General features: G+C 62.1%; 25 protein-coding genes and 1 tRNA gene. 20 read left to right on the forward strand and 6 right to left on the reverse strand.

Annotation, left to right across the window (positions count from 1 at the left end):
- Nucleotides 1-542 precede the first annotated feature (542 nt).
- The 5 genes from coaD (at nt 543) to tgt (ending at nt 4,534) form a co-directional block, all read left to right on the forward strand.
- A complete protein-coding gene (gene coaD / locus FNA46_RS03170; protein WP_142880892.1) occupies nt 543-1,037 on the forward strand; it encodes a pantetheine-phosphate adenylyltransferase in 495 nt (164 codons plus the stop codon).
- A gap of 27 nt (nt 1,038-1,064) precedes the next feature.
- Entirely contained in the window at nt 1,065-1,631 is a 567-nt protein-coding gene (locus FNA46_RS03175) for a peptidylprolyl isomerase (protein WP_142880893.1), read from the forward strand.
- A 35-nt stretch (nt 1,632-1,666) separates the two neighbouring features.
- The gene (locus tag FNA46_RS03180; protein ID WP_142880894.1) at nt 1,667-2,182 is read left to right on the forward strand and encodes a peptidylprolyl isomerase; all 516 of its coding nucleotides are present in this window, start codon (nt 1,667-1,669) and stop codon (nt 2,180-2,182) included.
- 142 nt (nt 2,183-2,324) lie between these two features.
- Nucleotides 2,325-3,413 (forward strand): tRNA preQ1(34) S-adenosylmethionine ribosyltransferase-isomerase QueA, encoded by a 1,089-nt coding sequence (gene queA, locus FNA46_RS03185; protein WP_142880895.1) that lies wholly within the window; start codon nt 2,325-2,327, stop codon nt 3,411-3,413.
- A complete protein-coding gene (gene tgt, locus FNA46_RS03190; protein ID WP_142880896.1) occupies nt 3,410-4,534 on the forward strand; it encodes a tRNA guanosine(34) transglycosylase Tgt in 1,125 nt (374 codons plus the stop codon). The genes queA and tgt overlap by 4 nt, the downstream gene beginning before the upstream one ends.
- A 9-nt stretch (nt 4,535-4,543) precedes the next feature.
- On the opposite strand, the gene FNA46_RS03195 is transcribed toward tgt, so the two are convergent.
- Nucleotides 4,544-4,969: a DUF4864 domain-containing protein gene (locus FNA46_RS03195; protein WP_142880897.1), complete on the reverse strand. Its 426-nt coding sequence runs from the start codon at nt 4,967-4,969 to the stop codon at nt 4,544-4,546.
- A 221-nt stretch (nt 4,970-5,190) separates the two neighbouring features.
- Between FNA46_RS03195 and FNA46_RS03200 the strand changes: the two genes are divergently transcribed.
- The gene (locus FNA46_RS03200; protein WP_185969704.1) at nt 5,191-6,417 is read left to right on the forward strand and encodes an MFS transporter; all 1,227 of its coding nucleotides are present in this window, start codon (nt 5,191-5,193) and stop codon (nt 6,415-6,417) included.
- A gap of 79 nt (nt 6,418-6,496) precedes the next feature.
- A complete protein-coding gene (locus FNA46_RS03205; protein WP_142880963.1) occupies nt 6,497-7,060 on the forward strand; it encodes a J domain-containing protein in 564 nt (187 codons plus the stop codon).
- Nucleotides 7,061-7,265: 205 nt separating this feature from the next.
- On the opposite strand, the gene FNA46_RS03210 is transcribed toward FNA46_RS03205, so the two are convergent.
- From FNA46_RS03210 to FNA46_RS03220, 3 genes are all read right to left on the reverse strand, one after another.
- Nucleotides 7,266-7,481, reverse strand: coding sequence for a hypothetical protein (locus FNA46_RS03210; RefSeq protein ID WP_142880899.1), 216 nt, complete (start codon nt 7,479-7,481; stop codon nt 7,266-7,268).
- Between the two features lie 162 nt (nt 7,482-7,643).
- Nucleotides 7,644-7,838 (reverse strand): CrpP-related protein, encoded by a 195-nt coding sequence (locus FNA46_RS03215; RefSeq protein ID WP_142880900.1) that lies wholly within the window; start codon nt 7,836-7,838, stop codon nt 7,644-7,646.
- A gap of 486 nt (nt 7,839-8,324) precedes the next feature.
- Nucleotides 8,325-9,188 carry an FkbM family methyltransferase gene (locus FNA46_RS03220; RefSeq protein ID WP_185969705.1) on the reverse strand — a complete coding sequence of 288 codons (864 nt, stop codon included), beginning with the start codon at nt 9,186-9,188 and terminating at the stop codon, nt 8,325-8,327.
- Between the two features lie 203 nt (nt 9,189-9,391).
- Here FNA46_RS03220 and FNA46_RS03225 point away from each other — a divergent pair, with 203 nt between their 5' ends.
- Nucleotides 9,392-10,486, forward strand: coding sequence for a GSCFA domain-containing protein (locus FNA46_RS03225; RefSeq protein ID WP_142880902.1), 1,095 nt, complete (start codon nt 9,392-9,394; stop codon nt 10,484-10,486).
- 28 nt (nt 10,487-10,514) lie between these two features.
- On the opposite strand, the gene FNA46_RS03230 is transcribed toward FNA46_RS03225, so the two are convergent.
- Nucleotides 10,515-10,604: transfer RNA gene (locus FNA46_RS03230), tRNA-Ser, on the reverse strand.
- A 243-nt stretch (nt 10,605-10,847) separates the two neighbouring features.
- Between FNA46_RS03230 and FNA46_RS03235 the strand changes: the two genes are divergently transcribed.
- Nucleotides 10,848-12,278 (forward strand): lipopolysaccharide biosynthesis protein, encoded by a 1,431-nt coding sequence (locus FNA46_RS03235; RefSeq protein WP_185969706.1) that lies wholly within the window; start codon nt 10,848-10,850, stop codon nt 12,276-12,278.
- Nucleotides 12,279-12,292: 14 nt separating this feature from the next.
- On the opposite strand, the gene FNA46_RS03240 is transcribed toward FNA46_RS03235, so the two are convergent.
- The gene (locus FNA46_RS03240) at nt 12,293-12,667 is read right to left on the reverse strand and encodes a VanZ family protein (protein ID WP_185969707.1); all 375 of its coding nucleotides are present in this window, start codon (nt 12,665-12,667) and stop codon (nt 12,293-12,295) included.
- A 359-nt stretch (nt 12,668-13,026) separates the two neighbouring features.
- Here FNA46_RS03240 and FNA46_RS03245 point away from each other — a divergent pair, with 359 nt between their 5' ends.
- From FNA46_RS03245 to FNA46_RS03295, 11 genes are all read left to right on the forward strand, one after another.
- On the forward strand, nt 13,027-14,193 hold the full coding sequence (locus FNA46_RS03245; RefSeq protein ID WP_142880965.1) for a septal ring lytic transglycosylase RlpA family protein: 1,167 nt from the start codon (nt 13,027-13,029) through the stop codon (nt 14,191-14,193).
- A gap of 64 nt (nt 14,194-14,257) precedes the next feature.
- Nucleotides 14,258-15,436 (forward strand): D-alanyl-D-alanine carboxypeptidase family protein, encoded by a 1,179-nt coding sequence (locus FNA46_RS03250; RefSeq protein WP_142880904.1) that lies wholly within the window; start codon nt 14,258-14,260, stop codon nt 15,434-15,436.
- 76 nt (nt 15,437-15,512) lie between these two features.
- Nucleotides 15,513-16,196 (forward strand): dTMP kinase, encoded by a 684-nt coding sequence (gene tmk, locus FNA46_RS03255; protein ID WP_142880905.1) that lies wholly within the window; start codon nt 15,513-15,515, stop codon nt 16,194-16,196.
- Entirely contained in the window at nt 16,193-17,221 is a 1,029-nt protein-coding gene (locus tag FNA46_RS03260) for a DNA polymerase III subunit delta' (protein WP_142880906.1), read from the forward strand. Before tmk ends, FNA46_RS03260 begins: the two co-directional genes overlap by 4 nt.
- A 101-nt stretch (nt 17,222-17,322) precedes the next feature.
- Nucleotides 17,323-18,882, forward strand: coding sequence for a methionine--tRNA ligase (gene metG, locus FNA46_RS03265; protein ID WP_142880907.1), 1,560 nt, complete (start codon nt 17,323-17,325; stop codon nt 18,880-18,882).
- Nucleotides 18,883-18,891: 9 nt separating this feature from the next.
- Nucleotides 18,892-19,674: a TatD family hydrolase gene (locus tag FNA46_RS03270; RefSeq protein ID WP_142880908.1), complete on the forward strand. Its 783-nt coding sequence runs from the start codon at nt 18,892-18,894 to the stop codon at nt 19,672-19,674.
- A complete protein-coding gene (locus FNA46_RS03275; RefSeq protein ID WP_246102806.1) occupies nt 19,647-20,498 on the forward strand; it encodes an MBL fold metallo-hydrolase in 852 nt (283 codons plus the stop codon). The genes FNA46_RS03270 and FNA46_RS03275 overlap by 28 nt, the downstream gene beginning before the upstream one ends.
- Before the next feature lie 130 nt (nt 20,499-20,628).
- Nucleotides 20,629-21,201 (forward strand): hypothetical protein, encoded by a 573-nt coding sequence (locus FNA46_RS03280; RefSeq protein WP_142880909.1) that lies wholly within the window; start codon nt 20,629-20,631, stop codon nt 21,199-21,201.
- A complete protein-coding gene (locus tag FNA46_RS03285; protein WP_142880910.1) occupies nt 21,191-21,736 on the forward strand; it encodes a hypothetical protein in 546 nt (181 codons plus the stop codon). The genes FNA46_RS03280 and FNA46_RS03285 overlap by 11 nt, the downstream gene beginning before the upstream one ends.
- 269 nt (nt 21,737-22,005) lie before the next feature.
- On the forward strand, nt 22,006-22,995 hold the full coding sequence (locus FNA46_RS03290) for a rolling circle replication-associated protein (protein ID WP_425468658.1): 990 nt from the start codon (nt 22,006-22,008) through the stop codon (nt 22,993-22,995).
- A gap of 447 nt (nt 22,996-23,442) precedes the next feature.
- The gene (locus FNA46_RS03295) at nt 23,443-23,646 is read left to right on the forward strand and encodes a hypothetical protein (protein ID WP_142880912.1); all 204 of its coding nucleotides are present in this window, start codon (nt 23,443-23,445) and stop codon (nt 23,644-23,646) included.
- The last annotated feature ends 1 nt before the right edge of the window (nt 23,647 follow it).

A 23,647-nucleotide genomic window follows, 5' to 3' on the forward strand; every position in this document is an offset into this window, starting at 1 on the left:
GGTCATCTGGGTAAACTGTGCGCTGGTGGGGTTGGACTTCCCCTGGTAGAGCGTCACGGTAGCAGTCATCATGACTGCGATCACGGCCGTCCATACCACGTTGATCATGGTAATCGTGTCGGGCATGACCGTTTTTCTCTTGGCGAACATTTCCAACTTCCTTCTTCGCTGACCAGAACGCGGATCGCGTCGCTGGGTTCCCTGTTATCGTGACTACGACTTACAGAAACGCCTCTGAAGCCTCCCTGAAAGCGCCGTTCATCTGGCGTTCAGGATTCGGTAAGGTTTTGGGCGCGGCTGCGGATCGAGGAACAGGATCTCCACCACGAGCGAGAGGGCGGCGGCTGTCAGCATCATGATGACAAGCATTGTTTTTTCTCCTCTCGGCTTGGGGCGGTACCCCTGTTTCGATGGGTCGATAACAACATGCGGGGGCTGAAACGGCCTTGAACGGGTCATTCATCCGCCGTTCACCTGGGCTCACCGCTTGCACGCGGCGGGCGTCCGTGACACAAGGCGTGCAGACCGTCAGGCGAGGTGCAATGAGGACAGCCTTCTATCCGGGATCCTTCGATCCGATGACGAACGGCCATCTGGATGTGCTCATCCAGGCGCTGAACGTGGCCGACCGGCTGACGGTGGCGATCGGCGTTCATCCGGGCAAGGTGCCGATGTTTTCCTTCGAGGAACGCGCAGACCTGATCCGTCTGTCACTGGAGGCCGTGCTGCCGGAACGGGCGGCCATGCTGGATGTGGTGGCCTTCGACGGGCTGGTGGTGCAGGCGGCGCGCGAACATGGCGCGACGCTTTTGATCCGCGGCCTGCGCGACGGCACCGATCTCGATTACGAAATGCAGATGGCGGGCATGAACGCGCAGATGGCGCCGGACATCCAGACCGTTTTCCTGCCCTCCGGCACGGCGTCGCGGCCCATTACGGCCACATTGGTTCGCCAGATCGCCGCCATGGGCGGTGACGTCAGGGCCTTCGTGCCGTCTCCCGTTCTCGACGCCCTGAACCGGAAGCTGAAGCGCTGAGCGCATTTTGAAACACGGAGTTCCCGCATGAAACTTGTCACCTTTGCCCTGGCCGGCGCACTCGCCGCTGCATCCTTCGCCTCGAGCGCGCTTGCCGCTGCCAGCGAATTCCTGACCATCCAGCTGAAGGATGGTCCGGTGGTCATACAGCTGATGCCGGATGTGGCGCCGAAGCATGTTGCCCAGGTCAAGAAGCTTGCAGCCGACGGCAAGTATGACAATGTTGCCTTCCACCGCGTGATCGATGGCTTCATGGCCCAGACCGGCGACGTTCAGTATGGGAACATGGCCAAGGGTTTTGACGCGCGCCGTGTCGGCACCGGCGGTTCGGACCTGCCCAACATCCCGGCCGAATTCTCGAAGGTGCCCTTCGAACGCGGCACCGTCGGCATGGCCCGCAGCCAGGATCCGAATTCCGCCAATTCGCAGTTCTTCATCATGTTCGATCAGGGCTCGTTCCTGAACGGCCAGTACACCGTCATCGGCAAGGTCGTGTCCGGCATGGAAAATGTCGACAAGATCAAGCGCGGCCAGGGCGGCAATGGCGAAGTTTCCAATCCCGACCGGATGATCAAGGTCAGCGTCGGGAAATAACGGGCGGCACGCCCCAACATCTCAAGGAGAGACACATGGCCGAGATCAAGGATCCGGAAAACACCATCATCATGGAAACCACGAAGGGCAAGGTCGTGATCGCCCTGATGCCGGATCTCGCACCCGGCCATGTGGCCCGCATCAAGGAACTGACCCGCGAAGGCGCCTATGACGGCGTGGTCTTCCACCGCGTCATCGCCGATTTCATGGCGCAGACCGGCGACGTGAAGTTCGGCAAGAAGGGCGGCGAAAGCTTCAACCCGGGCCGTGCCGGCATGGGCGGTTCCGACAAGCCGGACCTGAAGGCCGAATTCTCCGCCGTTCCGCACGTGCGCGGCACCTGCTCCATGGCCCGCTCGCAGAGCCCGAACTCGGCCAATTCGCAGTTCTTCATCTGCTTCACCGACGCTCCCTGGCTGAACAAGCAGTACACCGTCTGGGGCCAGGTCACCGAAGGCATGGACGTGATCGATCAGGTCAAGAAGGGCGAGCCTGTTTCCGATCCGGACTCGATCGTGTCGATGAAGGTCGCTGCCGACATCGCAGCCTGATCCGTCTCCATGATCATCATCGGGCGCTCCGGTTCTGCCGGGGCGCTTTTCTTTTGCCGCATCTCGCTTTATCAGCAGCGCAAGGCCCGTGACGGCCAGATGACACGCACCAGACACCCGCCAGGAGCACCCGGATCCCCCCATGCGCGTAGACCTGTTCGATTTCGACCTGCCGGAGGACAACATTGCGCTGAGGCCCGCAAGCCCGCGTGACAGCGCCCGGCTGCTCGTCGTGCAGCCGGACGGAGCGACCGTGCTGCAGGATCACGTGGTGCGCGACCTGCCGTCCTTCCTGCGGCCCGGCGATGCGCTGGTCTTCAACGATACAAAAGTCATCCCCGCCCAGCTGGAAGGCATCCGCTCGCGCGAGGGCACACCGGATCTGCATGTTTCGGCAACGCTGCACATGCGCGTGGCGCCCGATGCGTGGAAAGCGTTTGCCAAGCCCGGCAAGCGGCTGAAGATCGGCGACCGCATCCGTTTCGGCCATTCCGGCGAAACCTGCGCGCTCGGTACACTCGATGCCGTTCTGGAGGAAAAGGGCGAGGGCGGCGAGGTGCTGCTGCGCTTCGATCTCTCCGGCCCCGCGCTTGACGAGGCGATCATGGCTGTCGGGCACATTCCGCTGCCGCCTTACATTGCTGCAAAGCGTCCGGAAGACGAGCAGGACAGCCGCGACTACCAGACGATCTATGCCCGCGAGGAGGGCGCCGTGGCAGCGCCGACCGCCGGCCTGCATTTCACGCCGGACCTGTTTGCGGCGCTCGATGCTGCCGGTATCGAACGTCACTTCGTGACGCTGCATGTCGGGGCCGGCACATTCCTGCCGGTCAAGGCGGATGACACCACCGAACACAAGATGCATTCCGAGATCGGCCATGTCTCCGCCGCCACCGCCGAGGCACTGAATGCGGTGAAGGCGCGGGGAGGGCGGATCGTCTCGGTCGGCACCACCTCGCTGCGGCTGCTCGAAAGTGCTGCGGAGGCCGATGGCACCCTGAAAGCCTGGTCCGGCGCAACCGACATCTTCATCACGCCCGGCTATCGCTTCCGCGCCGTCGATGTGCTGATGACCAATTTCCACCTGCCGCGTTCGACGCTCTTCATGCTCGTGTCCGCCTTTGCCGGGCTCGATACCATGCGCGCAGCCTATACCCACGCGATTTCCACGGGCTATCGCTTCTATTCCTACGGCGATTCCAGCCTGCTTTTCCGGAAGACCACCCGATGACCACCGAAAACTTCCAGTTCACCCTGAAGGCCACCGACGGAAAGGCACGCCTCGGCGAAATCTCCATGCCGCGCGGCGCGATCCGCACGCCGGCCTTCATGCCCGTCGGCACGGTCGGCACGGTCAAGGCCATGTATCTCAATCAGGTGCGGGAAGGCGGGGCCGACATCATCCTCGGCAACACCTATCACCTGATGCTGCGCCCGGGGCCTGAACGCGTGGCGCGGCTTGGCGGCCTGCACGAACTGATCCGCTGGCCGGAGCCGATCCTCACCGATTCCGGCGGTTTCCAGGTCATGTCGCTGTCCGGCCTGCGCAAGCTCGATGAGAAGGGCGTCACCTTCAAGAGCCATGTGGATGGCAGCACGCACCACATGTCGCCGGAGCGTTCCATCGAGATCCAGGGCCTGCTCGACAGCGATATCCAGATGCAGCTTGACGAATGCGTGGCGCTGCCGGCGGAGCCCAAGGAGATCGAGCGGGCGATGGAACTTTCGCTGCGCTGGGCCGAACGCTGCCGGGTCGCCTTCGGCAACCAGCCGGGCAAGGCGATGTTCGGCATCGTGCAGGGCGGCGACCAGCCGGCGCTGCGCATCCGTTCGGCCGAAGGACTGAAGCAGCTCGACCTCAAGGGCTATGCGGTCGGCGGTCTTGCCGTCGGCGAGCCGCAGGCGGTGATGCTCGACATGCTGAACATCACGCTGCCGGTGCTGCCGACGGAAAAGCCGCGCTACCTGATGGGCGTCGGCACGCCGGACGACATTCTGAAATCGGTCGCCTGCGGCATCGACATGTTCGACTGCGTGATGCCGACCCGTTCCGGCCGCCATGGTCTGGCCTTCACCCGCAAGGGCAAGGTCAACATCCGCAATGCCAAGCATGCCGAAGACATGCGGCCGCTGGACGAACAGTCGAGTTGCCCGGCAACGCGCGATTATTCCCGCGCCTACCTGCACCATCTGGTGCGCTCCAACGAGGCGCTGGGCGGCATGCTGCTCTCCTGGAACAACCTCTCCTACTATCAGGAGCTGATGCAGGGCATCCGAAAGGCCATCGCCGAGGGCCGTTACGCGGATTTCATGGCCGAGACGCAGGACGCCTGGGCGCGCGGCGACGACTGAACGAACGCCTCAGATGCCGGTGCTGCTGGTTCTTTGCAGCACCCGCACGCCGTTGACCTTGTAACTGCCGTCATCCTGCAGGCGCATTTCGTAGATCGCGCTCCAGTCTTTCGCGCCGCGGCCGGTGACGATCACCTCCTGCAGCACCATCTCGCCGCCCGCCACCGCCTTGGCACGGCCGAAGGCATAATGACCGGGCTCGGACAGCGGCGTGTAGGACCGCCGCACCATGTCGAAAAAGCCTGCCTCACTCGGAAACAGGCTGCGGATTGCGGGCGAGGCGAAACTGTAGGCCTCACGCGCATTGCCGGCCATCAGGGCCGTGATCTGCCGGGAAATCACCGTCTGGGCATCGGCAACCGGATCCTCGGCGCCGGCAGGATGGGCAAGCATGAGCCCGAGCAGCAGAACAGCATGAAAAGGTCGAAACGCCATGCGCACAGTCCTCCTCGTGATCGCGTGAGAGAACGCGATGTCGCCGCGCGGGGAAGGGAGGCTGCCCTTTCCGGGCGTCGCCTTCACACTACGCGACTGTCGCGATGCAGTCACTACGCCCACGATAGTGCAACCGATCACCGGCCCGCCTCCGTTCCGCCCTTGTTCTTGCCATGGACGAATGCGACAGAAGATCGCCTCTCCCGCCCCGGACATTCCCCATGATGATTCTCGCGCCGCCCGCGCTTCTCTTCTTTTGCAACGCGCTGCTGTTCGTGTCGCTGTTCACCCGCCTGCCGGAGATTCAGGAAACGCTTGGCGTCGACAAGGCCGTGCTCGGGCTGGCGCTGCTCGGCGCCCCGGTCGGCACCTTCATGGCGCTGCCGCTTGCCGGGCGGGTGACGGAACGGCTGACGCCACGCGTTGCCGCGCCGCTGATGCTGGCGGTGGCCGGTCTCATCACCCCGGCGCTCACCGTGGCACCCGTCTGGGGCTTCTTCCTGCTGTTCCTGCTGTTCGGCTTCTTCCGCACCATTCACGACGTCGCCGCCAACATGATTTCCACCGGCATCGAGAAGCGCACGGGCCAGAAGGTGCTGTCGCGCAGCCATGGCTTCTGGTCGATCGGTCTGCTGGTCGGCTCGCTGATCTCGGGCGTGCTGGCGGGACGCGAGGTCTCGCCGCTGCTGCACCAGTGCGGCGCAGCCATCGTGGTGGTGCTCTGCTGTCTCGTCGTCCTTAACATTGCACCCGTTGAACCTCGGCAGGCACGGGTCCCCTTGGCCGGTGGCCGTCGCCCGGTCTTCGTGTTGCCGGACCGCATCATCATCCTGATCTGCATCATGGTGTTCGGCATCGGCATCAGCGAAGGCGCCGTCTATGACTGGGGCATTTTCTACCTGCGGGAGATCCTGCATGCCGATGCCGCGACGGCCGGCGTGCTTTATGCCGGCTTCACCGTCGGCATGGGCGCCACGCGAATGGTGGGTGACGGGCTGCGCGAACGCTTCCGGCCGCTGCTGCTGGTGCGCGGTTCCGCCACCTGTGTCGCCATCGGCCTTGCGATCCTGCTCTCGACCAGCGGCCTGCCGCTCGCAGCCCTCGGCCTCTTCCTGATGGGCTGCGGGGTAGCGCTCGGCTTTCCGCTGGCGGTTGCCACCACGATCGAGCTGGGGCGCGGTCCGGCGGCGGACAATCTGGCGGCTCTGTCGCTGACGCTTTTGCTCTCCAGCATCGGCGTGCCGCCGCTCCTCGGCTTTGTGGCCGAACATGTGGGGCTGACGGCAAGCTTTGCCTTGCTCTTGCCCTTCCTGTGCCTCAGCTTCATCATGGCTCCGGTCGCGCAGGGGCGGGTACCGCGGCCGCTGCAGCGATTCGTGCCGGTGGCAAAGCCTGGGGAAAAGGACGCGCCGGCCCCTGTTTCGCCACAGGATGCGGTAAGGGGTTGAACCCTTCCGGCGAGTGAGACGACGAGAGGTAACCTTGGACAGCCAGACGCCCGGTGGAACCGTGACAGACCCCTACAAGATGCTTGGCGTGCCGCGCGATGCCGATGGGCAGGCGATCAAATCCGCCTATCGCCACCGTGCCAAGACTGCGCATCCGGATTCCGGCGGCGACGTGGAGACCTTTTCCAAACTGAAGGCTTCTTACGAGCTGTTGCTCGATCCCGTTCGCCGCAAGATCTACGACGATACAGGCTTCGATCCGCAGCTGACGGATGCCAAGGATCTGGAAGGCCTGATGATGCTCGATGCTCTCGTCAACGACATCATCCTGGACGAGCGGCAGCCCGGCAGTTTCGATCCCGTTGCCGCCATGCGCCGCAAGCTGACCGACCGCATCGTCAACACGCGCTTTCACATTCTGGAGCTGGAGCGGCACCGGGGCCGCATTCGCAACCACATGGACCGTATCGGCCGCCGGCCGGAAAGCGACGTGCTGGGCCGCATGCTGTCGGCCCGCTGCGATGCGATTGCCGATGCCATGAGCAAGGCGGAAGCCGAGATCAAGGTGATCGAACAGGCCTATTCCATGCTGGAAGGCTATTCCTACGAACTGGATGCGGAAATGCCGAAGGCGGCAGAGTAAGGACTGTGCCCCTCAGGGCTGTCGTTACAGGAGGCTGGAACCGGGCCGGACGGGTGGGAAGCTCGCCTGCCAATTCGTCGGCCATGGGCAGAAAGCGGAAAAATGCCCATGTTCTTCATCGCCGTCGCGTCCGCTTGACACAGCCCGGTTTCCGCGTTCCGAACCGCCAAGGCAGCCTCCCGTTCCCGCGACGCGCGGAACGCCGTCACTGATAGAACAGCATATCGTCGCTGTCGGCGGATTTCTGCGCCAGCCGCAGGACATAGTCTTCCGCAGCATCCGCCAGCGTCAGCGCGATTTCCGCCTGGTCCAGTCCTTTTGCGCGAAGGGCGGCGATCATGTCCAGCATGGCCGCCTCCACCTGAAAGCGGCGGCAGATATCGAGTTCGGCCTCTTCGGCCGGGGCGTGTCTTTGGCCCATGGACGTAAGCTCCTTGTCCCTGACGAGACGATGACACAGGTGGACAAGCTTACAAGCGCATCATTTCCAAAAGGTTAACCGAACACGGCCCTGTCTCATCACGAAACACATCTGCACGCATGGCCTGCAATTTCCTAGCCTGTTCCGCAAAATGACGCAGGTTCAGTTGCGGCTGGCATCCTCGATGCGCCAGCCGAAAGCCCAGGCCTCACACTTCGCCTGCCATTCCGCCAGCGGCGCACCGTGACGGGCAGGGCGCTTGTCCAGCAGCGGATTGTCTCCAGGACGCAACCCCAGAACGCGGGCACTCATGCCCCGCTGCTGCCAGTCGAGTACGAGATCCATTTCACTCAGCATGTGCGATCCTCATGATCCAACCGTCGTCCACAGACACGTTTTTCCGACACATAATCAGATGATGGATCAACCTTGCACGAAACTGATCTGTGATCGTTTTTTTGGGTTGCATGACAAGGGCGCGGGAACCCATGCGGCCATATGCTGTTTCGCCATCGCCGACAGCCTGCTGACAGAACTGGGGCAAAGGCAAGCGGAGGATCCGGAAGGGGGGCGACTCCTCTCTCCGGCTGGTCGCATGCTTCCACCGCGACAAGGGAGGAACTGACGCCTTCGGACAGGCCTTTGAGGCATGCAGTGGTAGAGCCGGAGGAGAGGATCAACGCAGCCGAATACCGCACGGGTCGAGAAGCCGACCAGCATGGCGCATGCGGGCACAACAATCCGGCCGTCGGCTTAGGCAGGCGTGCCGCAGGTCCGTGTCGGAACCTGCGTGCTGTCCGTCAGCGCCGACGAAACGCCTGCCGGAGGGAATATCGGGTCTGCTTAGTCAGTCGGCACCACCACGTAGTCTGCGTTGACCAGTGGCTCGTTGATCCCGCATGGCACAAGATCCGTGCGATAAACAAGGCCAGCAACAAGGCGCGTGTGGAAGCGAAACAGCGTGAAGGGGAACGGAATGACGGAACTCAGCCCCCCATAGTCGGAAAACCGCGCGATCGTGGAGTCCGACACTTCAAACCAGATGAGAGGACGGCTTGCCTGAAGCGATTGCCGCAAACCCGACAGAACCTGCGGCTCGAAACCCTGCACGTCAATCTTGACCGCATCCACGCGCGCGGCGAGTCCCTGCTCACGCAGGATCTCGTCACCTATTCGGACCGGCAGACAGACCTCCCGGGCGCCATCCACCTTGAAGGATGGATCGAAGGTACCAGTCCCCTGGTTCGCGTGCGTCGGCTGATAGAAGAGCAATATGTCGTCACGGTCAGACAGGCCGATATTGAAGGTCGTGATGTTTCCGTCAGACCCGGTTTCAACGTTGCGTACCAGACGCTCATAGACCACCGGATTAGGCTCGAAGGCGAAGACACGGTCAAAATGCTCGCCAAAAGTCAGCGAATGCATACCGACATTGGCTCCGACATCCAGAACCAGACCCGCGCGCCCCCGACTTTCCGCGAGCTGACAGAACAGCCTCTTCTCCTCACCCTCATAGTCACGAAAGAGAAGTACGTTCCATTCAACGTAAGAACCTGGATCAAGATCGACAGTCCCGCGAGATCGACGAACCCTGATGTTTTGATGAGGATTACGATCAGGACTGTTGAGAATAAGACAAAACCGCATCCAGCCTCGAAGTTGTCGAAGGGGAGCGAATTTCGGAAGAATGCTGAGAGCGACATGCATGGCCAGGCTCCGGCATCTGAAAGTATTTCTAAGACGATACTTACAATCAACCGAAACGTGCATCAATGAGAAAATGTGGCCAAGCGGATCGCCCTTGTGATCCGTGTCCAGCCAGACCGGCAATCAGCGAGCAAGCCCCTGAAATTTCATTGCCCGAACGTCGGGCTTCTGGCACTGATGCGCCGAAGACATGAGGGAATGCAATGGCAATCAGGACGTTCAGCGGGCAGGCGGCATGGCAGACGGCAGCCAGAGCAGAAGTGGCTCGGTGGCAGGAACATATCGATCGCTTTTCGCAGGAACTGGTGGAGGTCGTCCATACGCCGAAATTTCGTCTGGGGCAGGATGAGCGCGTCTTCTGCATCGGCTCCTGTTTTGCCCGCAGCATCGAGGAACACCTGATCTACCAGAACATCTCCGTCCTCAGCCGGAAGATCATCTGCCCGCAGGAAGAGTGGTCGAGCAGGCCCACGGGTATCGTCAACAAGTTCACCACCCAGTCCATGCGCAACGAGGTGGAATGGGTGCTGGAGCAGCCTCAGATCACCCCTGCGCTCTTCGAGGAGCGGGCCGACGGCTGGCGCGATCTTCAACTTTGTCCGGGGACACGTCCTGTACCGCTCGAGCGGGCGATGGAGAGACGCGCGTATATCATATCCGATTATTTTGCACGGCTGCAGCAGGCCACTACCGTGATCATCACGCTTGGCCTGAATGAAGTGTGGTATGATACTGACAGCAGGCGATATCTGAATGCCGCCCCCGGATTTCATTCCACACGGACAGCCCCTGAGCGCTATGAGCTTCGGATTATGGACGTTGCGACAAGCCTTGAGGATCTCGATCGCATCCGCACGCTGCTGATGCAGCTGAATCCCGAGATGCGGATCATCGTCACGGTATCGCCGGTTCCCCTGCACGAAACCTTCTCAGGACGCGACGTCATGACGGCCAACATGTTGTCCAAATCCACACTCAGAGTTGCAGCAGATCTGTTTGCCCAGGATCACGATAACGTCGATTACTTTCCCGTCTATGACATGGTGGCGATGTCACCACGCAGCAGCGTCTTTTCGTCCGACCACCTTCATGTGGCGCACGAAGCCGTGGAGCGTATCATGGCGATATTCCTGCGCCTGTACATGGGTATCGAGGCACAGCCCTCACCCTTTCGCGAGCGCTATTATCTGCTGGCCAATCCCGATGTTGAAGCCGCGGTGCGCCGCGGTGAGTTGAGCTCCGGCTATGAGCACTGGATGATTTTCGGTCAGGCGGAAGACAGGCCCCTGCATCCCTAGGCAACAGACTTCAGAAGCACTCGAGAACTGGCGGAAGAGGTGGGATTCGAACCCACGGTACGGTTTCCCGCACGCCGGTTTTCAAGACCGGTTCCTTAAACCACTCGGACACTCTTCCGGATGCCTTCGGCGCCATGCGCCACGGTTCGGCGGTGGGTTTATCGTGCAGGCCGGGGGTACGTCAACTGGCGATCAACGATGCTGCAATGCAACACGAGCCGCATTCACCGCTCGGTTTCTCTTGCGCTGCAGCAATACTGCCCTAGATCGGCCATGGAATGCCGTTTGGCTGCACCGAAACGGCAAAGCTTGGCTTCGATCCTTCCGGCATTGTTCCGGAACGATGCGGCAGGAGAGGTTGATGGCAGAGCAGCGAAAGACCTTGACCAGCGTTGTCTGGAGCATTTCGTCCAAGATCGCCATCTTCACCCTGAAATTCATCAGCGTCCCGATTCTGGCCCGCTACCTTTCGCCGGAAGAACTTGGCATGGTGGCGAGCGGCATGATCGTCATCACCTTCCTGCTGATGTTTGCCGGCGCGGGCCTCACGGCCGGACTGATCCGCGACGCCCGTGAAGATGCCGTCAGCGACGATACCGTGTTCTGGACCAATCTTGCGGTCTCGGCCCTCCTGGCGGTCGCCGTCTTTGTCTGGGCCGATCCGCTGGCAACGCTGCTTGGTGCGCCGGAAGCCAGCTGGCTGCTGCAGGTCTTCTCGCCGCTCTTCGTGCTTTATCTGGGGCCGGATGTGGCAAGCTCTCAACTGGCCCGGCGCATGGCCTTCGATCGCGATGCCTTCGTCACCGTGGTTGCCGAAGCCTTGGGCGCGATGGCGGCGATTGCCGTCGTGCTCGGCGGCTACGGCATCTGGGCGCTGATCGTCCAGCTCTATGTGAGCGCCGTCCTGCGGTTTTTCGGCCTCTTCGTCGCGGCCGGCTATCTGCCCGGCCTGCATTTCTCCTCGAGTGAACTGAAGCGCCACATGAGCTACGGGGTGAGGCTGGTGGGGGCGGATTTCGTCAACTTCCTCTCCTTCCAGTCGCCCATCGTCATCATCACCCGCATGCTCGGCCTGCCACAGGCCGGCACGTTCAACCTCACAAACCGTCTGTCCGACCTGCCGAACCAGATCGTGCTGACGGGGCTGATGAGCGTGCTGTTTCCCTCCTTCAGTCGCATGAACGAGGACAATGCCCGGCAGGCTGAGGTCCTGTCGCGCACCACCCGCGCCACCACGCTGCTACTGGCGCCGCTTCTGTTCGGCATCTGGGCGGTCTCGGAGCCGGCGATGACGGTGGTGTTCGGCGAAAAATGGGCCTTTGCCGCACCGGTGCTCGGGCTTCTCGCCGTATCCAAGGGCATCATGTCGCCCTGCGGCAGCTTCATTCCCTATCTGAAGGCCACCGGCCATGCCTCGGTGCTGTGGTGGTTCGGGCTCGGGCGGGCCATCACCGTAGTGGCGGCCATGACGCTGGGCGCCTGGTGGGATGGGCTGGAAGGCCTGTGCCTGGCGCTCTGCATCGCCAACCTCTTCGTGCTGCTTGCCTATCTCGCCATCGTGCTGAAGGTGGCGCGGCTGCCTCTGGCGCAGGGCATGCGCGACACGCTTCTGCCGCTGGCCGTCGCTGGCGCCATGGCGATCGCCGTGCGGCTGGCGCAGGGGGAGGGGCTGATCATCTTCCACGGCGCCGTGCTGCAGCTTGCGGCAGGCGTTGCGCTGGGTGGCGTCGTCTATGCGCTGCTCCTCGCGCTGACGCAGAGACGGCTTGTTCTCGATCTTGTCCGCCGCTGACAGTCGCCCGGCAATCAGCGCCGCCGGCGCGCCGCAAGCACGTGTCGAGCGCGCAGATGCAGAGACTGCCAGCTCCAGGCCAGCAACGCGCCGCAGGCCGCCCCCATGCCTTTGACGGACGCATCCAGCAGATGCGCATGGCGCGTGGGCGCCAGAAGTTGCAGCGCCTCGATGGCGCCGGCGCTGGCGACCAGCAGCACGAGAAGCACAAGCGGTCGCCGTGGATAGGCCATCACGAACAGAAAGGCCATCACAGCAAAGGCGAGCGCGCGGTCGAGATTGACCGGCAGCGGATCATGCGGACGAAGTCCGATCGGCGAGACGGTCACGAACACGATGGCGGCGAGCGAGAGCCAGGCCAGGAAACGAAAGGGACGGGGAGACATCATCACGTCACATTGCAGCCGTCTGCCGGGGAGGCAAGGCAACAAGACGTGATCACAAGGCAGAAGGGTTTCCAATCCTGTACCGATTCGACTGGGGAGGCCGAAACATCAATTCTTCATTAACCATGATCTCATCGAATTTTCCTTATCCCCTGTTTTGGATCGCATTTTAGCCACGTTACAGGCAAGACTGCCGGGCATGAGCCTGAGCATTAACCATAGATGCAAAAAGGCGCGGGGGGACACATCCGGACGAGGACCTGGATGAACCTCAAAGCGGCGTGGGACACGATTTGACTTCTTATTCTGGTAAACTTCGGCTGGGTGCGCGGTGGCTGAGCTTGACGCTCGTCTGCATCGGCATGGCATCCTGTGCGGGCAACCCGACGACGGTTGCCAAGAAGGGCAAGAGCAAGAGCAAGGAATATTTCGCCGAGAGCGAATATGGCGTGAAGGCCAGCCCGCGGGTGATCGCGGACGGCCAGCCGGTGCCGCGGGGCGGCGGCCGCTTCCTGGTGGGCGACCCCTATGAAGTGAAGGGCAAAACCTATGTGCCGAAGGAAGATCCGAACTACAACAAGTCGGGTCTTGCCTCCTGGTACGGTTCCGCGTTCCATGGGCGCATGACCGCCAATGGCGAAGTCTATGACAGCGACTACATCTCGGCCGCTCATCCGACCTTCCCGCTGCCGAGTTATGCGCGCGTGACCAATCTCGATACCGGCTCCTCGGTGATCGTACGCGTCAACGATCGCGGGCCCTTCCACCCGGGCCGCGTGATAGACGTTTCGGAAAAGACCGCCGAACTTCTCGACTTCCGCCGCACAGGGACAGCCCGCGTCAACGTACAGTATGTCGGGCGCGCCCGCATGGACGGCCGCGACATGCCCTTCCTGATGGCCTCCTATGTCCGCAAGGGCGAGCGCGTACCAGGGGTCATCAACCCGGAAGGCCAGATCGCATCGGGCGTGATGGTGGCGTCCAACCGGTCGCTCGGGGATGATCTGCAGAGCTATGGCAGCCGCACTTCGTCGCAGACGGCCTTTGCCGGCTCCACGCCACAGGGCAAGCCTGCCAAGGTGAAGCCGCTCAGCGCTTCCTTCGAGGAAGCGGTCAGGTCCTATGACGCGCCGCAGGCCAAGCCGGCCCCGGCAGCCCGTCCGGCACCTGCTATTGCCCAGCGCCAGCCCGTCCAGCCTCAGCCGGTGGTTCGTCAGGCAGTCCTGCCGCAGCCTGTTGCTGTCCAGCGCAAGCCTGCTTCCGTCGTGCAGCCGGCCGTACCGGTGATGCGACAGGCGCAGATGGCAGCACCCGTACAGGCAGCCCCGGCCCACCGGGCGGAGCCGTCGCGGATCGAGGCACCGAAGGTCGCTCCGGCCAAGGCGCGCCCGGCCATGGAAACGGCATCTGCCGCGCCGGCACCGAGCGCCAAGACCCCGCGCGTGATGTTCGGCAATGTCGTGCTGCGCGAGGATGGCGTTCTCGAAACGGATGGCGGCGGAGCCGCCCCGAAAGCCGCGCGGCGCTGAACGCGCGGTTGCACCGGCCGGCCATGCTTGTTAGGCATGGCCGATGCGGTTGAAGAGTGTCCTCATGCGCTGGCCTGACCTTTCAAAGTTCCTGACAGCATGCGTCGTGGCCTGTGCGGCTGCGTTCCCCACGCCCTACGCCAGGGCGGCAGACGAGACCCGCCTGCCGGGGCTCAAATCCCGGCAGATCTATCTGGTAGAAGACAAGTCCGGCACGGTGCTGCTGGCGCAGAACGAGAATCAGGCATTTCCGCCCGCCTCGCTTGCCAAGCTGATGACGATGGATCTCGTCTTCGAAGCCCTGAAGCAGGGCGAGGTGACGGCGGATACCACCTACCGGGTCTCCGAAAACGCCTGGCGCAAGGGCGGCGCGCCCTCCGGCACGACGACCATGTTTGCCGCGCTGCGCTCCGAAATCCGCATCGAGGATCTGATCAGGGGCGTCGTCATTCACAATGCCAATGATGCCTGCATCATCCTCGCCGAGGGCCTTAGCGGGTCTGAAGCCCGCTTTGCCGAGCGCATGAGCGCGCGCGCCCGCGATCTCGGCCTGACCCGCAGCCTGTTCGGCAATGCCACCGGCCTGCCGTCCGAGGAAAGCCGCTCCACGGCGCGCGACCTCGTGGAACTGGCCCGCCATATCTATCACCAGTACCCGGACTATTACCGGCTCTACGCCCAGCCGGATTTCGAGTGGAACAAGATCTTCCAGCGCAACAAGAACCCGCTGTTGTCACTCGGCATGGGCATTGACGGGCTGGGCGCCGGTTATGCGGAAGGTTCCGGCTTCGCGGCGGTTGCCTCCGTCGAGCGGGACGGCACGCGCCTGTTTCTTGCGCTCGGCGGCCTGCAGAGCGACAAGGACCGCCAGGACGAAGCGCGCCGCGTGCTGGATTGGGCGCTGTCGTCGTTTACCACCCGCGTGCTGTTTCAACCGGGCGAGGCGATCGGTCAGGCATCGATCTATGGCGGCGATCGCCATGCGATCGATCTCGTGGCGCGCGAGGCCGTGGATGTCTATGTACCCTCACGCAATGCAGAGCGTTTGTCGGGCCGTATTGTCTATCGCTGGCCGCTGCGCGCGCCGGTTGCCGAAGGCCAGCAGGTCGGCGTCCTGAAGATCTTCGAGGGCGAGCGGCCGCTGAAGGAGGTGCCGCTTTATGCGGCCGCGCCGGTGGGGCAGGGATCGCTCGTCTCGCGCGCCACCGATGCGCTCCTCGAACTTGCCCTGTTCTGGCTTTAACGCAGACCGCGCGGTTTCGCATTGTGGCGCAATCGGCTAGAACCGAGTGCAGCAGGACAGGAAAAGCGACGGAAAAGTGGTCAATACACCCGGATTGTTCGTGAGTTTCGAGGGCGGGGAAGGGGCCGGCAAGTCCACCCAGATTCGCCGCCTGGGAGAAGCGCTGAAGGCGGCCGGCCATGATGTGGTGGTCACACGGGAGCCGGGCGGTTCGGCCGGCGCGGAAGCGGTGCGTCATGTCATTCTCTCCGGCGCGGCCGAACCCTTTGGCGTGCGCATGGAAGCCATGCTGTTTGCCGCCGCGCGCGCCGATCACGTCCGCGCCCTGATCCGTCCGGCGCTCGCCGCCGGCAAGGTGGTTCTCTGCGACCGCTTCATCGATTCCTCCCGGGTCTATCAGGGCATTACCGGCGATCTCGACCCCGTCTTCATCGAACGGCTGGAGCGGGTGGCGATCGACGGCGTGAAACCGGATCTGACCCTGATCCTGGACCTGCCCGCCGCCGAGGGGCTCGCGCGCGCCGGCCGCCGCAGCGCGGCCGCAGCGGCGGGGCAGGCGGTGTCGCCCGACCGCTTCGAGAAGGAAGAGATCGCCGTGCACGAGACGCGCCGCCAGGCCTTTCTCGCCATTGCCGCCGCGGAACCCGATCGTTGCCGCGTGCTCGATGCGGCGCGCGACGAGGCCACGATTGCCGAAGAGATCCTGCAACTGGTAGAGGCCAGTCTTGCAGAACGGATTGCGGGGACAGGCACGGCATGAGCGAGGAAGGCCACGGCATTCTGGAGGGTGCGGTTGCGCCGCAGGTCAATCCGCATCTGTTCGGGCACGCCGATGCGGAAGATTTCCTGGCGCGCTTCTATCGCTCCGGCCGCAGCCACCATGCGATTCTGATCGAGGGACCGGAGGGCATCGGCAAGGCAACGCTCGCCTTCCGCTTTGCCAATCACGTGCTCTCCCATCCGGAGCCTGCCAGCGCGCCCGAACGGCTTGGCGACCCCGATCCGAACACGCCGGTCAGTCGGCAGATCGCGTCGGGTGCCTCGCACAATCTCCTGCATCTCACACGGCCGGTGGACGAAAAGACCGGCAAGGCGAAGACGGCGATCACCGTCGACGAGGTCCGAAGGGCAGGGCACTTCTTTTCCCAGACCTCGGGCACGGGCAACTGGCGCATCGTCATCATCGATCCGGCCGATGACCTCAACCGCAATGCCGCCAATGCCATCCTGAAAATCCTCGAGGAGCCGCCGAAGCGGGCGCTGTTTCTGGTGCTGAGCCATGCGCCGGGACGGCTGCTGCCGACCATCCGCTCCCGCTGCCTGCCGCTGAAACTGTCGCCGCTTTCCCGTCCGGATCTGGCCAAAGCCCTAACGTCCCTCGGTCTCGCCCCGGACGGCGGGCGCACCTCCGAAGACGTGCTCACCGAGGCGGCTGGAAGCGTTTCACAGGCGCTGAAGCTTCTGAACTACGGCGGCACGGAGATCGTTGCCGCCTTCAACGAGGTGCTGCAATCCTCCGGCCCCGCCGCGCGGCGCGCCATGCACCGGCTGGCGGATGTGCTCTCGGCCAAGGACAATGACGTGATCTTCGGCTTCTTCCTCGATCATCTGCGCGAGCATCTGGTGGAGCGCGCGCGGGCCGCCGCCTTTGCCGGCGATCTGGCCGGCGCCGACCGCGCCTCGCGCCTGTCATCCGAGATCGGCGAGCGGATCGGCATCTCGCAGGCCTACAATCTCGACCGCAAGCAGACGATCCTGTCGCTGCTGGAGGATGTGACGCGGTAGCGGGCTGGGGTATCAAACGGAAACTTGCTGTTTCGCATCCGCGAAACTTGCGTTAAGACGCGGACCAGAGAACCTGAACAAGAACGGTAATGCTGGCCGCAATGTCGACGAAGACCCCCTACTACATCACGACCGCCATCTCCTATCCGAACGGCAAGCCGCATATCGGCCATGCCTACGAACTGATCGCGACCGACGCCATGGCGCGTTTCCAGCGGCTCGATGGCAGGGATGTGTTCTTCCTGACGGGAACGGACGAGCATGGCCAAAAGATGCAGCAGACGGCCCGCAACGAAGGCATCACGCCGGAAGCCCTTGCCGAGCGCAATTCCAATGAATTCCGCGCCATGGGCGGACTGCTCAACGCCTCCAACGACGATTTCATCCGCACCACCGAACAGCGCCACCACCTGACGGTGCAGGAGGTCTGGCGCCGCATGGCCGCCAATGGCGACATCTACAAGGACAGCTATGCCGGCTGGTATTCGGTGCGCGACGAGGCCTATTACCAGGAAGAGGAAACCGAGGTGCGCCCCGACGGCGTGCGCTACGGACCGCAAGGCACGCCTGTCGAATGGGTGGAGGAGGAAAGCTACTTCTTCCGACTCTCGGCCTATGAGGAGAGGCTGCTTGCGCTCTATGACGCGCAGCCGGATTTCATCGGCCCGTCCGAGCGCCGCAACGAGGTGGTATCCTTCGTCAAGTCGGGCCTGAAGGATCTCTCCATCTCGCGCACCACCTTCGACTGGGGCATCAAGGTGCCGGACGATCCGAAGCACGTGATGTATGTCTGGGTCGACGCGCTGACCAACTACATCACCGCCACCGGCTATGTGGACGACCAGAACGGCCCGCGCGCCAAATACTGGCCGGCCGATGTGCATATCATCGGCAAGGACATCATCCGCTTCCACGCCGTCTACTGGCCGGCCTTCCTGATGTCGGCGGGTCTTCCGCTACCGAAGCGCGTCTATGCCCACGGCTTCCTGCTCAACAAGGGCGAGAAGATGTCGAAGTCGCTCGGCAACGTGGTCGATCCAGTCAATCTGGTGAACCATTTCGGCCTCGACCAGGTGCGCTACTTCTTCCTGCGCGAAGTGTCCTTCGGCCAGGACGGCAGCTATTCGGAAGAGGCGATCGCCGCCCGCATCAATGCCGATCTCGCCAACGGCATCGGCAATCTGGCCTCGCGCTCGCTGTCGATGATCGCCAAGAACTGCGAGGGCAAGATCCCGCAGCCCGGCGAACTGACCGACGCGGACAAGGCCATTCTCGCCACGGCCGACGAGGCGATTGCCGTCTGCCGCGAGGAGATGGGCCGCCAGCAGATCCACAAGGCGGTGGCTGCGATCATCAACATCGTCAACGAGGCCGACCGCTATTTCGCCGCCCAGGAGCCCTGGGTGCTGCGCAAGACGGATGTGCCGCGCATGGAAACGGTGCTGTGGGTGACGGCCGAAGTGGTGCGCGAAATCGCCATCCTCTTCCAGCCGATCATGCCGCAGTCTGCTGCGAAGATCCTCGATCTGGTCGCGGTGGCGGAAGAGGATCGCGGCTTCGACAGGCTGGGCGAGGCGGGTCGTCTGCAGCCTGGCACGGAACTGCCGGCACCCTCGCCGGTGTTCCCGCGTTATGTTGCGCCGGACGCCGACAAGGCCTGAGACATCATCATGCTGATCGATACCCACTGCCATCTGGATTTTGCCGATTTCGACGCCGAGCGCGACGAACTGGTTCAGCGCGCCCATGCGGCCGGCGTGTCCCAGATGGTGACCATCTCGACGCGGGTGAAGAAGCTTCCGACCCTGCTTGCACTGACGGAACGCTATCCCTCCGTGTTCTGCTCGGTCGGCACGCATCCGAACAATGCCGATGAGGAACTGGACGTCACGGCCGACGATCTGGTGCACCTCGCCGAAAGCCACGAGAAGATCGTCGCGATCGGCGAGGCGGGCCTCGATTACTTCTACGACACGCAGACGCCCGCCGACCAGCAGACCGGACTTCGCCGTCACATCGAGGCGGCGCGACGCACGCAGCTGCCGCTCGTCATCCACAGTCGCAGCGCCGACGAGGACATGGCGGCGATCCTGCGGGACGAAACGGGGAAGGGCGCCTTCCCCTTCATCCTGCACTGCTTCTCCGCCGGACAGGCGCTCGCCGATTGCGGCGTGGAACACGGCGGCTACATCTCCTTTTCCGGCATCCTGACCTTCCCGAAATCGGAAGACATCCGGGAGATCGCCAAAACCGTGCCGCTCGACCGGCTGCTGGTGGAAACCGATGCGCCGTATCTTGCGCCCAAGCGCTGGCGCGGCAAGCGCAACGAGCCGTCCTACGTGGTCAACACGGCCGAAGTGCTGGCCGAGGTGAAGGGCATCTCCTACGAGGAGATGGCGCGGATCACGACGGAAAACGCATTCCGTTGCTTCTCGAAGATGACCAGGGTGTAGGTTCGGTGCAGGGGTTTCGGCAGCGCTTCACCATTCTCGGCTGCTCCTCGTCGCCCGGCGTGCCGCGGCTCGATGGCGATTGGGGTGCCTGCGACCGGACCGACCCGCGCAACCGCCGCCGCCGTGCCGCCTTTCTGGTGGAGCAGGTCGCACCGGACGGCGCCAAGACCACCGTGGTGATCGACACCGGCCCCGATTTTCGCGAACAGATGATTTCGGCCGGCGTAACGCGGCTCGACGCCGTTCTCTACACCCATGCCCATGCAGACCATCTGCACGGGATCGATGACGTGCGCGGCTACTTTCACGCCCAGCGTCAGCGCATTCCGATCTTCGCCGATGCCTTTACCATGGAGCGGATCCGCCAGGGTTTTGGCTACTGCCTGGAGACGCCGCCGGGCGGCAATTATCCGCCGATCGTTCAGCCGAATCTGATCGAGGATCTCACCGCACCGATCGCCGTCAGCGGTCCGGGCGGCACGATCGCGTTCCGGGCGCATCGCCAGGTGCATGGCGACATTCACTCGCTCGGCTTCCGCATCGGCAACGTGGCCTATTGCAGCGATGTCAGCGACTTTCCGTCGGAAAGCCTGGACAGCCTGCAAAACCTCGACGTGCTCATCATCGATGCGCTGCAATACAGGCCGCATCCGAGCCATCTGTCGCTGGAACAGGCGCTTGACTGGATCGCGCGCCTGAAGCCGAAACGCGCCATCCTGACCCACATGCACATTCCGCTCGATTACCAGACTGTGATGGCAGAGACGCCGGCGCATGTGGAACCGGCCTATGACGGCCTCAGCTTCGAACTTGACGCGATCTGAGGGCACCACGCCAACCACCTGATCATCTTGGCAAAGCCCACTTGTTCCATAATCTACCTTATGCTGCAAATACCAATTTTTGGTTGTGAAGGCCCTCCCGATGGGAGTGGCCGCATAGGGAGAAATTGGAATGCAAAGGGTCCTCTCCGTTTATGATTGGCAGTGCCTGCCTGATGGCGAAGCTGCCGTTATTTCGTCTGATGTCGAGCATCTGCGGCCCGTCAGATTGCGTGTAAACGCCCCCTCCCCTCTCGCATTGTATGTGAAAACCGAGGATTGCGAGGATGCGATCTTCCTCGCATACGTGCAGGGGCTGGATGAAATCCAGTTCAACATTACCGGGCCGTACAAGCTGTTCGCCATCGGCGGAGAGCTGTGGTTCGACACTCTGGACGGCACGCGAGCCGATGTTGAGCCCGTCGACGCTACCAGTTTTACGAGCATCGTTGAAAGGCGCGCTCGCAACCCGGAACTGGAGATTATGGAACGCAAAATGCAGCAGAATATGGAAAGGCGTATGGCTGCGTTGCTCGGTGTCGTCGGTGAACGTCTGGAGGAAAACGAACGTGAATTGCTCGCTGCGCGAACGGCTCTTGCTGCTGCAAGTGCAGCGGCACGCGAACAGGACTCAGGATCGGTTTCATCCGATACACAGTCTGAACAGGCTCCGGGCGGAACAGGCGGGCAATCCGGTGGTGAATAACGAACCAGTTGTGAACCATGGCGCGGCTCTCCGCGCCATGATGAACCGGCCATATCTCGAAAACCCGAAATATGACGAACAGCAATGGCGCGCAAACCGTGAGGGTGCGCACCCGAAAATCCTCGAATTTGAGGAGGCCATGGTTCGTCGTATGGCGTCCCTCGGGGTGCCAATGTTCGCTCATTGCATCGTGCGCACACCTGCGGATCAAGACGCGGCCTATGCTCTTGGGCGGTCGCGTCTACGGGGCTCTGACCCGTATCCGCATAGGTTCGCTGCTGTGGATCTGATCCACTGCAATCGTGGATGGGATCTGCCAGAGATGTGCTGGGACATGATCGGCCACATCGGGAACGAGGTGGCAAAGCGCCTCTCAATTCCGATTGTTTGGGGCGGTGATTGGGATGGCGACGGCGATAAGAGCGATCAGAAGCTTTACGATCCGGCTCACTGGGAGCTGGCTCACTGGCGCATGATGGAGCCTGAGCCGCCGCATATGTACAATGCGCGGGGCAAGCTCGTTCGCCGGGAATAATATTCCCTGCCATTTCGACCAGGCGCACGACTTCTTGTAATTTTATTACTCGAAGTCGGATATTTGTTGCGCAAATCAGCGCGCCAGGTCGGACGATTTCCCACAAATCGTAGAAAAATCTTTCGCGACCGCCGCACGCTCGGCGGTTGCGTAGCCCTGCCTGCCTTCCTGACGGATCAACCAAGGATCAAAGGAAGGAAGGCAGGCAGGGCGGGCACCACAGACATTCTTGACGATAAGTGCATTTAGTGACACCCGAGCGGGGACGTATGTGCATAGCACCTAATAAACTGGATAATGGCGCCCTCGTCGGGTGTCGCGTATGCTGGCAATGCCAAGAGCGGAAAATTCTTGATTGGACCGGTCGATGCATTGCCGAAAGTAAGACCAGCACTGCCTGCCACTCCATTACCCTGACTTACGGGCGGGGTCTTGAGGGCAAGCACTACGGGGAAGTTTCCCACGAGCGCGCTCATGTGCTGACTTACTCTGACGTGCAGAATTATTTCAAACGTCTCAGGAAAGCTCGCTTTCCGTGCAGCTATTTCGTCGTAGGCGAATATGGCGGCACAAAAGGGCGCTCCCACTGGCACGCCCTCATATTTTGGCATGGGCCTGTCCCTGAGCATAAGCTGCGAACAGCCAAATACATGCAACCGCACTGGCACCATGGGTTCTCGTTCTGGGACGATGTAGGCCCTGCGTCGGTGCGGTATGTCTGCAAGTACGTGCAGAAAGACTTGGACGATGCGGAGGCGCAAGGCCACCTGTCCATGTCGAAAAAGCCGCCGCTTGGAGCACGCTACTTTGCCGATAGAGCGCAACGGTATGTTGATCAAGGTTTGGCACCTCAAAACCTCTTTTACGCTCACCCGGAAGCGGTCGGAAAAGACGGAAAACCTTTGAAATTCATGCTTAGAGCGCGATCTGCTGAATTATTTCTCGAAGAATACATTCGGCGCTGGCGGGGTTATCCGCCTCGCGGCTTTCAAGGTCCGCCATGCCCTGTCAGGGGCTGGCATTATCCCTCCTCTGAACTGGTGGAGGAATTCGAAGATAAGGGCTACCGCGATCGATATTTTAGCGAAGCGGAATTTGACGAAATGTTCAGAAACGAAGTTGCGGAGGGTCGCGAGCTATGGCGAAAGCGCGAAATCATCGAAACAGAACAGGAGGCGGACGAATTGGCGGGGATGCTGCGGACGCAGCGCCTAGCCGATTACGTGACCCGCATGCAGCCCGGCTTTCTGGCGGAATGACGCGAGACGATCTCGTCAGGGAGGCATTGGCACTCAGCCTGCCGAACGTCAGACGCCCCCAGGGCGACGCGATTATGTCGCGGCCTCGCCCGACTAATCGACACCTGCTGATTGATCATAAAGCAGCAGTGCGCCCTACCCCGGTATCTGAATATAGGCGCAACAAAAGCTCAAAGTTAAACTTTGGCTCTTTGTCGCAACCGCTTAGGACTAAAGAAAAATCCCGCACTGAGCCTTTGAAAAAGTCACCCGAAAAGGTGCGCGAAGTATTAGGGCCTACTTGTAAAGAACGTCCTAAGCATAACCGGGGAAATGGCGGCTCGCGGTCCTTTATCCCATGGTGCACGAAAAAACGTTGAATTGATTCGACAGTGGCAAAATTGCCACTTCTCAGCGATTCGCAAATCAGATTCTAGTGATTCGGCGCTGTCAATACGGAGGCATAAAATGGTTAAGAAATTCCTAATTGATGTGGCTTGGACTGTTGCCAAGCCTGTTGGCTCGCGCCTTGGTACCGCATTTGCTGCGTACCTGATCGCGAAAGGCGTCCCCCAGGACGCTGCCGACCAATTGCTTACTGCGCTTGGCGTCCTCGCTGGCCTTACGCTGGATGCAGCGTTGGCCTACGTCTCTAACCGCAAGCGGGTGTGAC

Origin of the sequence: Affinirhizobium straminoryzae, assembly GCF_007004135.1 — a bacterium.
Lineage (GTDB): Bacteria > Pseudomonadota > Alphaproteobacteria > Rhizobiales > Rhizobiaceae > Neorhizobium > Neorhizobium straminoryzae.

Bases quoted from the DNA above. Each gene is read 5' to 3' on its own strand.
- metG (WP_142880907.1), top strand. From the start codon at position 17,323: ATGTCGACGAAGACCCCCTACTACATCACGACCGCCATCTCCTATCCG.
- queA (WP_142880895.1), top strand. From the start codon at position 2,325: ATGCGCGTAGACCTGTTCGATTTCGACCTGCCGGAGGACAACATTGCG.
- FNA46_RS03260 (WP_142880906.1), top strand. From the start codon at position 16,193: ATGAGCGAGGAAGGCCACGGCATTCTGGAGGGTGCGGTTGCGCCGCAG.
- FNA46_RS03200 (WP_185969704.1), top strand. From the start codon at position 5,191: ATGATGATTCTCGCGCCGCCCGCGCTTCTCTTCTTTTGCAACGCGCTG.
- FNA46_RS03240 (WP_185969707.1), bottom strand. From the start codon at position 12,667: ATGATGTCTCCCCGTCCCTTTCGTTTCCTGGCCTGGCTCTCGCTCGCC.
- FNA46_RS03225 (WP_142880902.1), top strand. From the start codon at position 9,392: ATGGCAATCAGGACGTTCAGCGGGCAGGCGGCATGGCAGACGGCAGCC.
- tgt (WP_142880896.1), top strand. From the start codon at position 3,410: ATGACCACCGAAAACTTCCAGTTCACCCTGAAGGCCACCGACGGAAAG.
- FNA46_RS03175 (WP_142880893.1), top strand. From the start codon at position 1,065: ATGAAACTTGTCACCTTTGCCCTGGCCGGCGCACTCGCCGCTGCATCC.
- FNA46_RS03295 (WP_142880912.1), top strand. From the start codon at position 23,443: ATGGTTAAGAAATTCCTAATTGATGTGGCTTGGACTGTTGCCAAGCCT.
- FNA46_RS03245 (WP_142880965.1), top strand. From the start codon at position 13,027: ATGGCATCCTGTGCGGGCAACCCGACGACGGTTGCCAAGAAGGGCAAG.
- FNA46_RS03215 (WP_142880900.1), bottom strand. From the start codon at position 7,838: ATGCTGAGTGAAATGGATCTCGTACTCGACTGGCAGCAGCGGGGCATG.
- FNA46_RS03210 (WP_142880899.1), bottom strand. From the start codon at position 7,481: ATGGGCCAAAGACACGCCCCGGCCGAAGAGGCCGAACTCGATATCTGC.
- FNA46_RS03180 (WP_142880894.1), top strand. From the start codon at position 1,667: ATGGCCGAGATCAAGGATCCGGAAAACACCATCATCATGGAAACCACG.
- FNA46_RS03290 (WP_425468658.1), top strand. From the start codon at position 22,006: ATGTGCATAGCACCTAATAAACTGGATAATGGCGCCCTCGTCGGGTGT.
- coaD (WP_142880892.1), top strand. From the start codon at position 543: ATGAGGACAGCCTTCTATCCGGGATCCTTCGATCCGATGACGAACGGC.
- FNA46_RS03235 (WP_185969706.1), top strand. From the start codon at position 10,848: ATGGCAGAGCAGCGAAAGACCTTGACCAGCGTTGTCTGGAGCATTTCG.
- FNA46_RS03220 (WP_185969705.1), bottom strand. From the start codon at position 9,188: ATGCATGTCGCTCTCAGCATTCTTCCGAAATTCGCTCCCCTTCGACAA.
- FNA46_RS03280 (WP_142880909.1), top strand. From the start codon at position 20,629: ATGCAAAGGGTCCTCTCCGTTTATGATTGGCAGTGCCTGCCTGATGGC.
- FNA46_RS03195 (WP_142880897.1), bottom strand. From the start codon at position 4,969: ATGGCGTTTCGACCTTTTCATGCTGTTCTGCTGCTCGGGCTCATGCTT.
- FNA46_RS03270 (WP_142880908.1), top strand. From the start codon at position 18,892: ATGCTGATCGATACCCACTGCCATCTGGATTTTGCCGATTTCGACGCC.
- FNA46_RS03205 (WP_142880963.1), top strand. From the start codon at position 6,497: ATGCTTGGCGTGCCGCGCGATGCCGATGGGCAGGCGATCAAATCCGCC.
- FNA46_RS03250 (WP_142880904.1), top strand. From the start codon at position 14,258: ATGCGCTGGCCTGACCTTTCAAAGTTCCTGACAGCATGCGTCGTGGCC.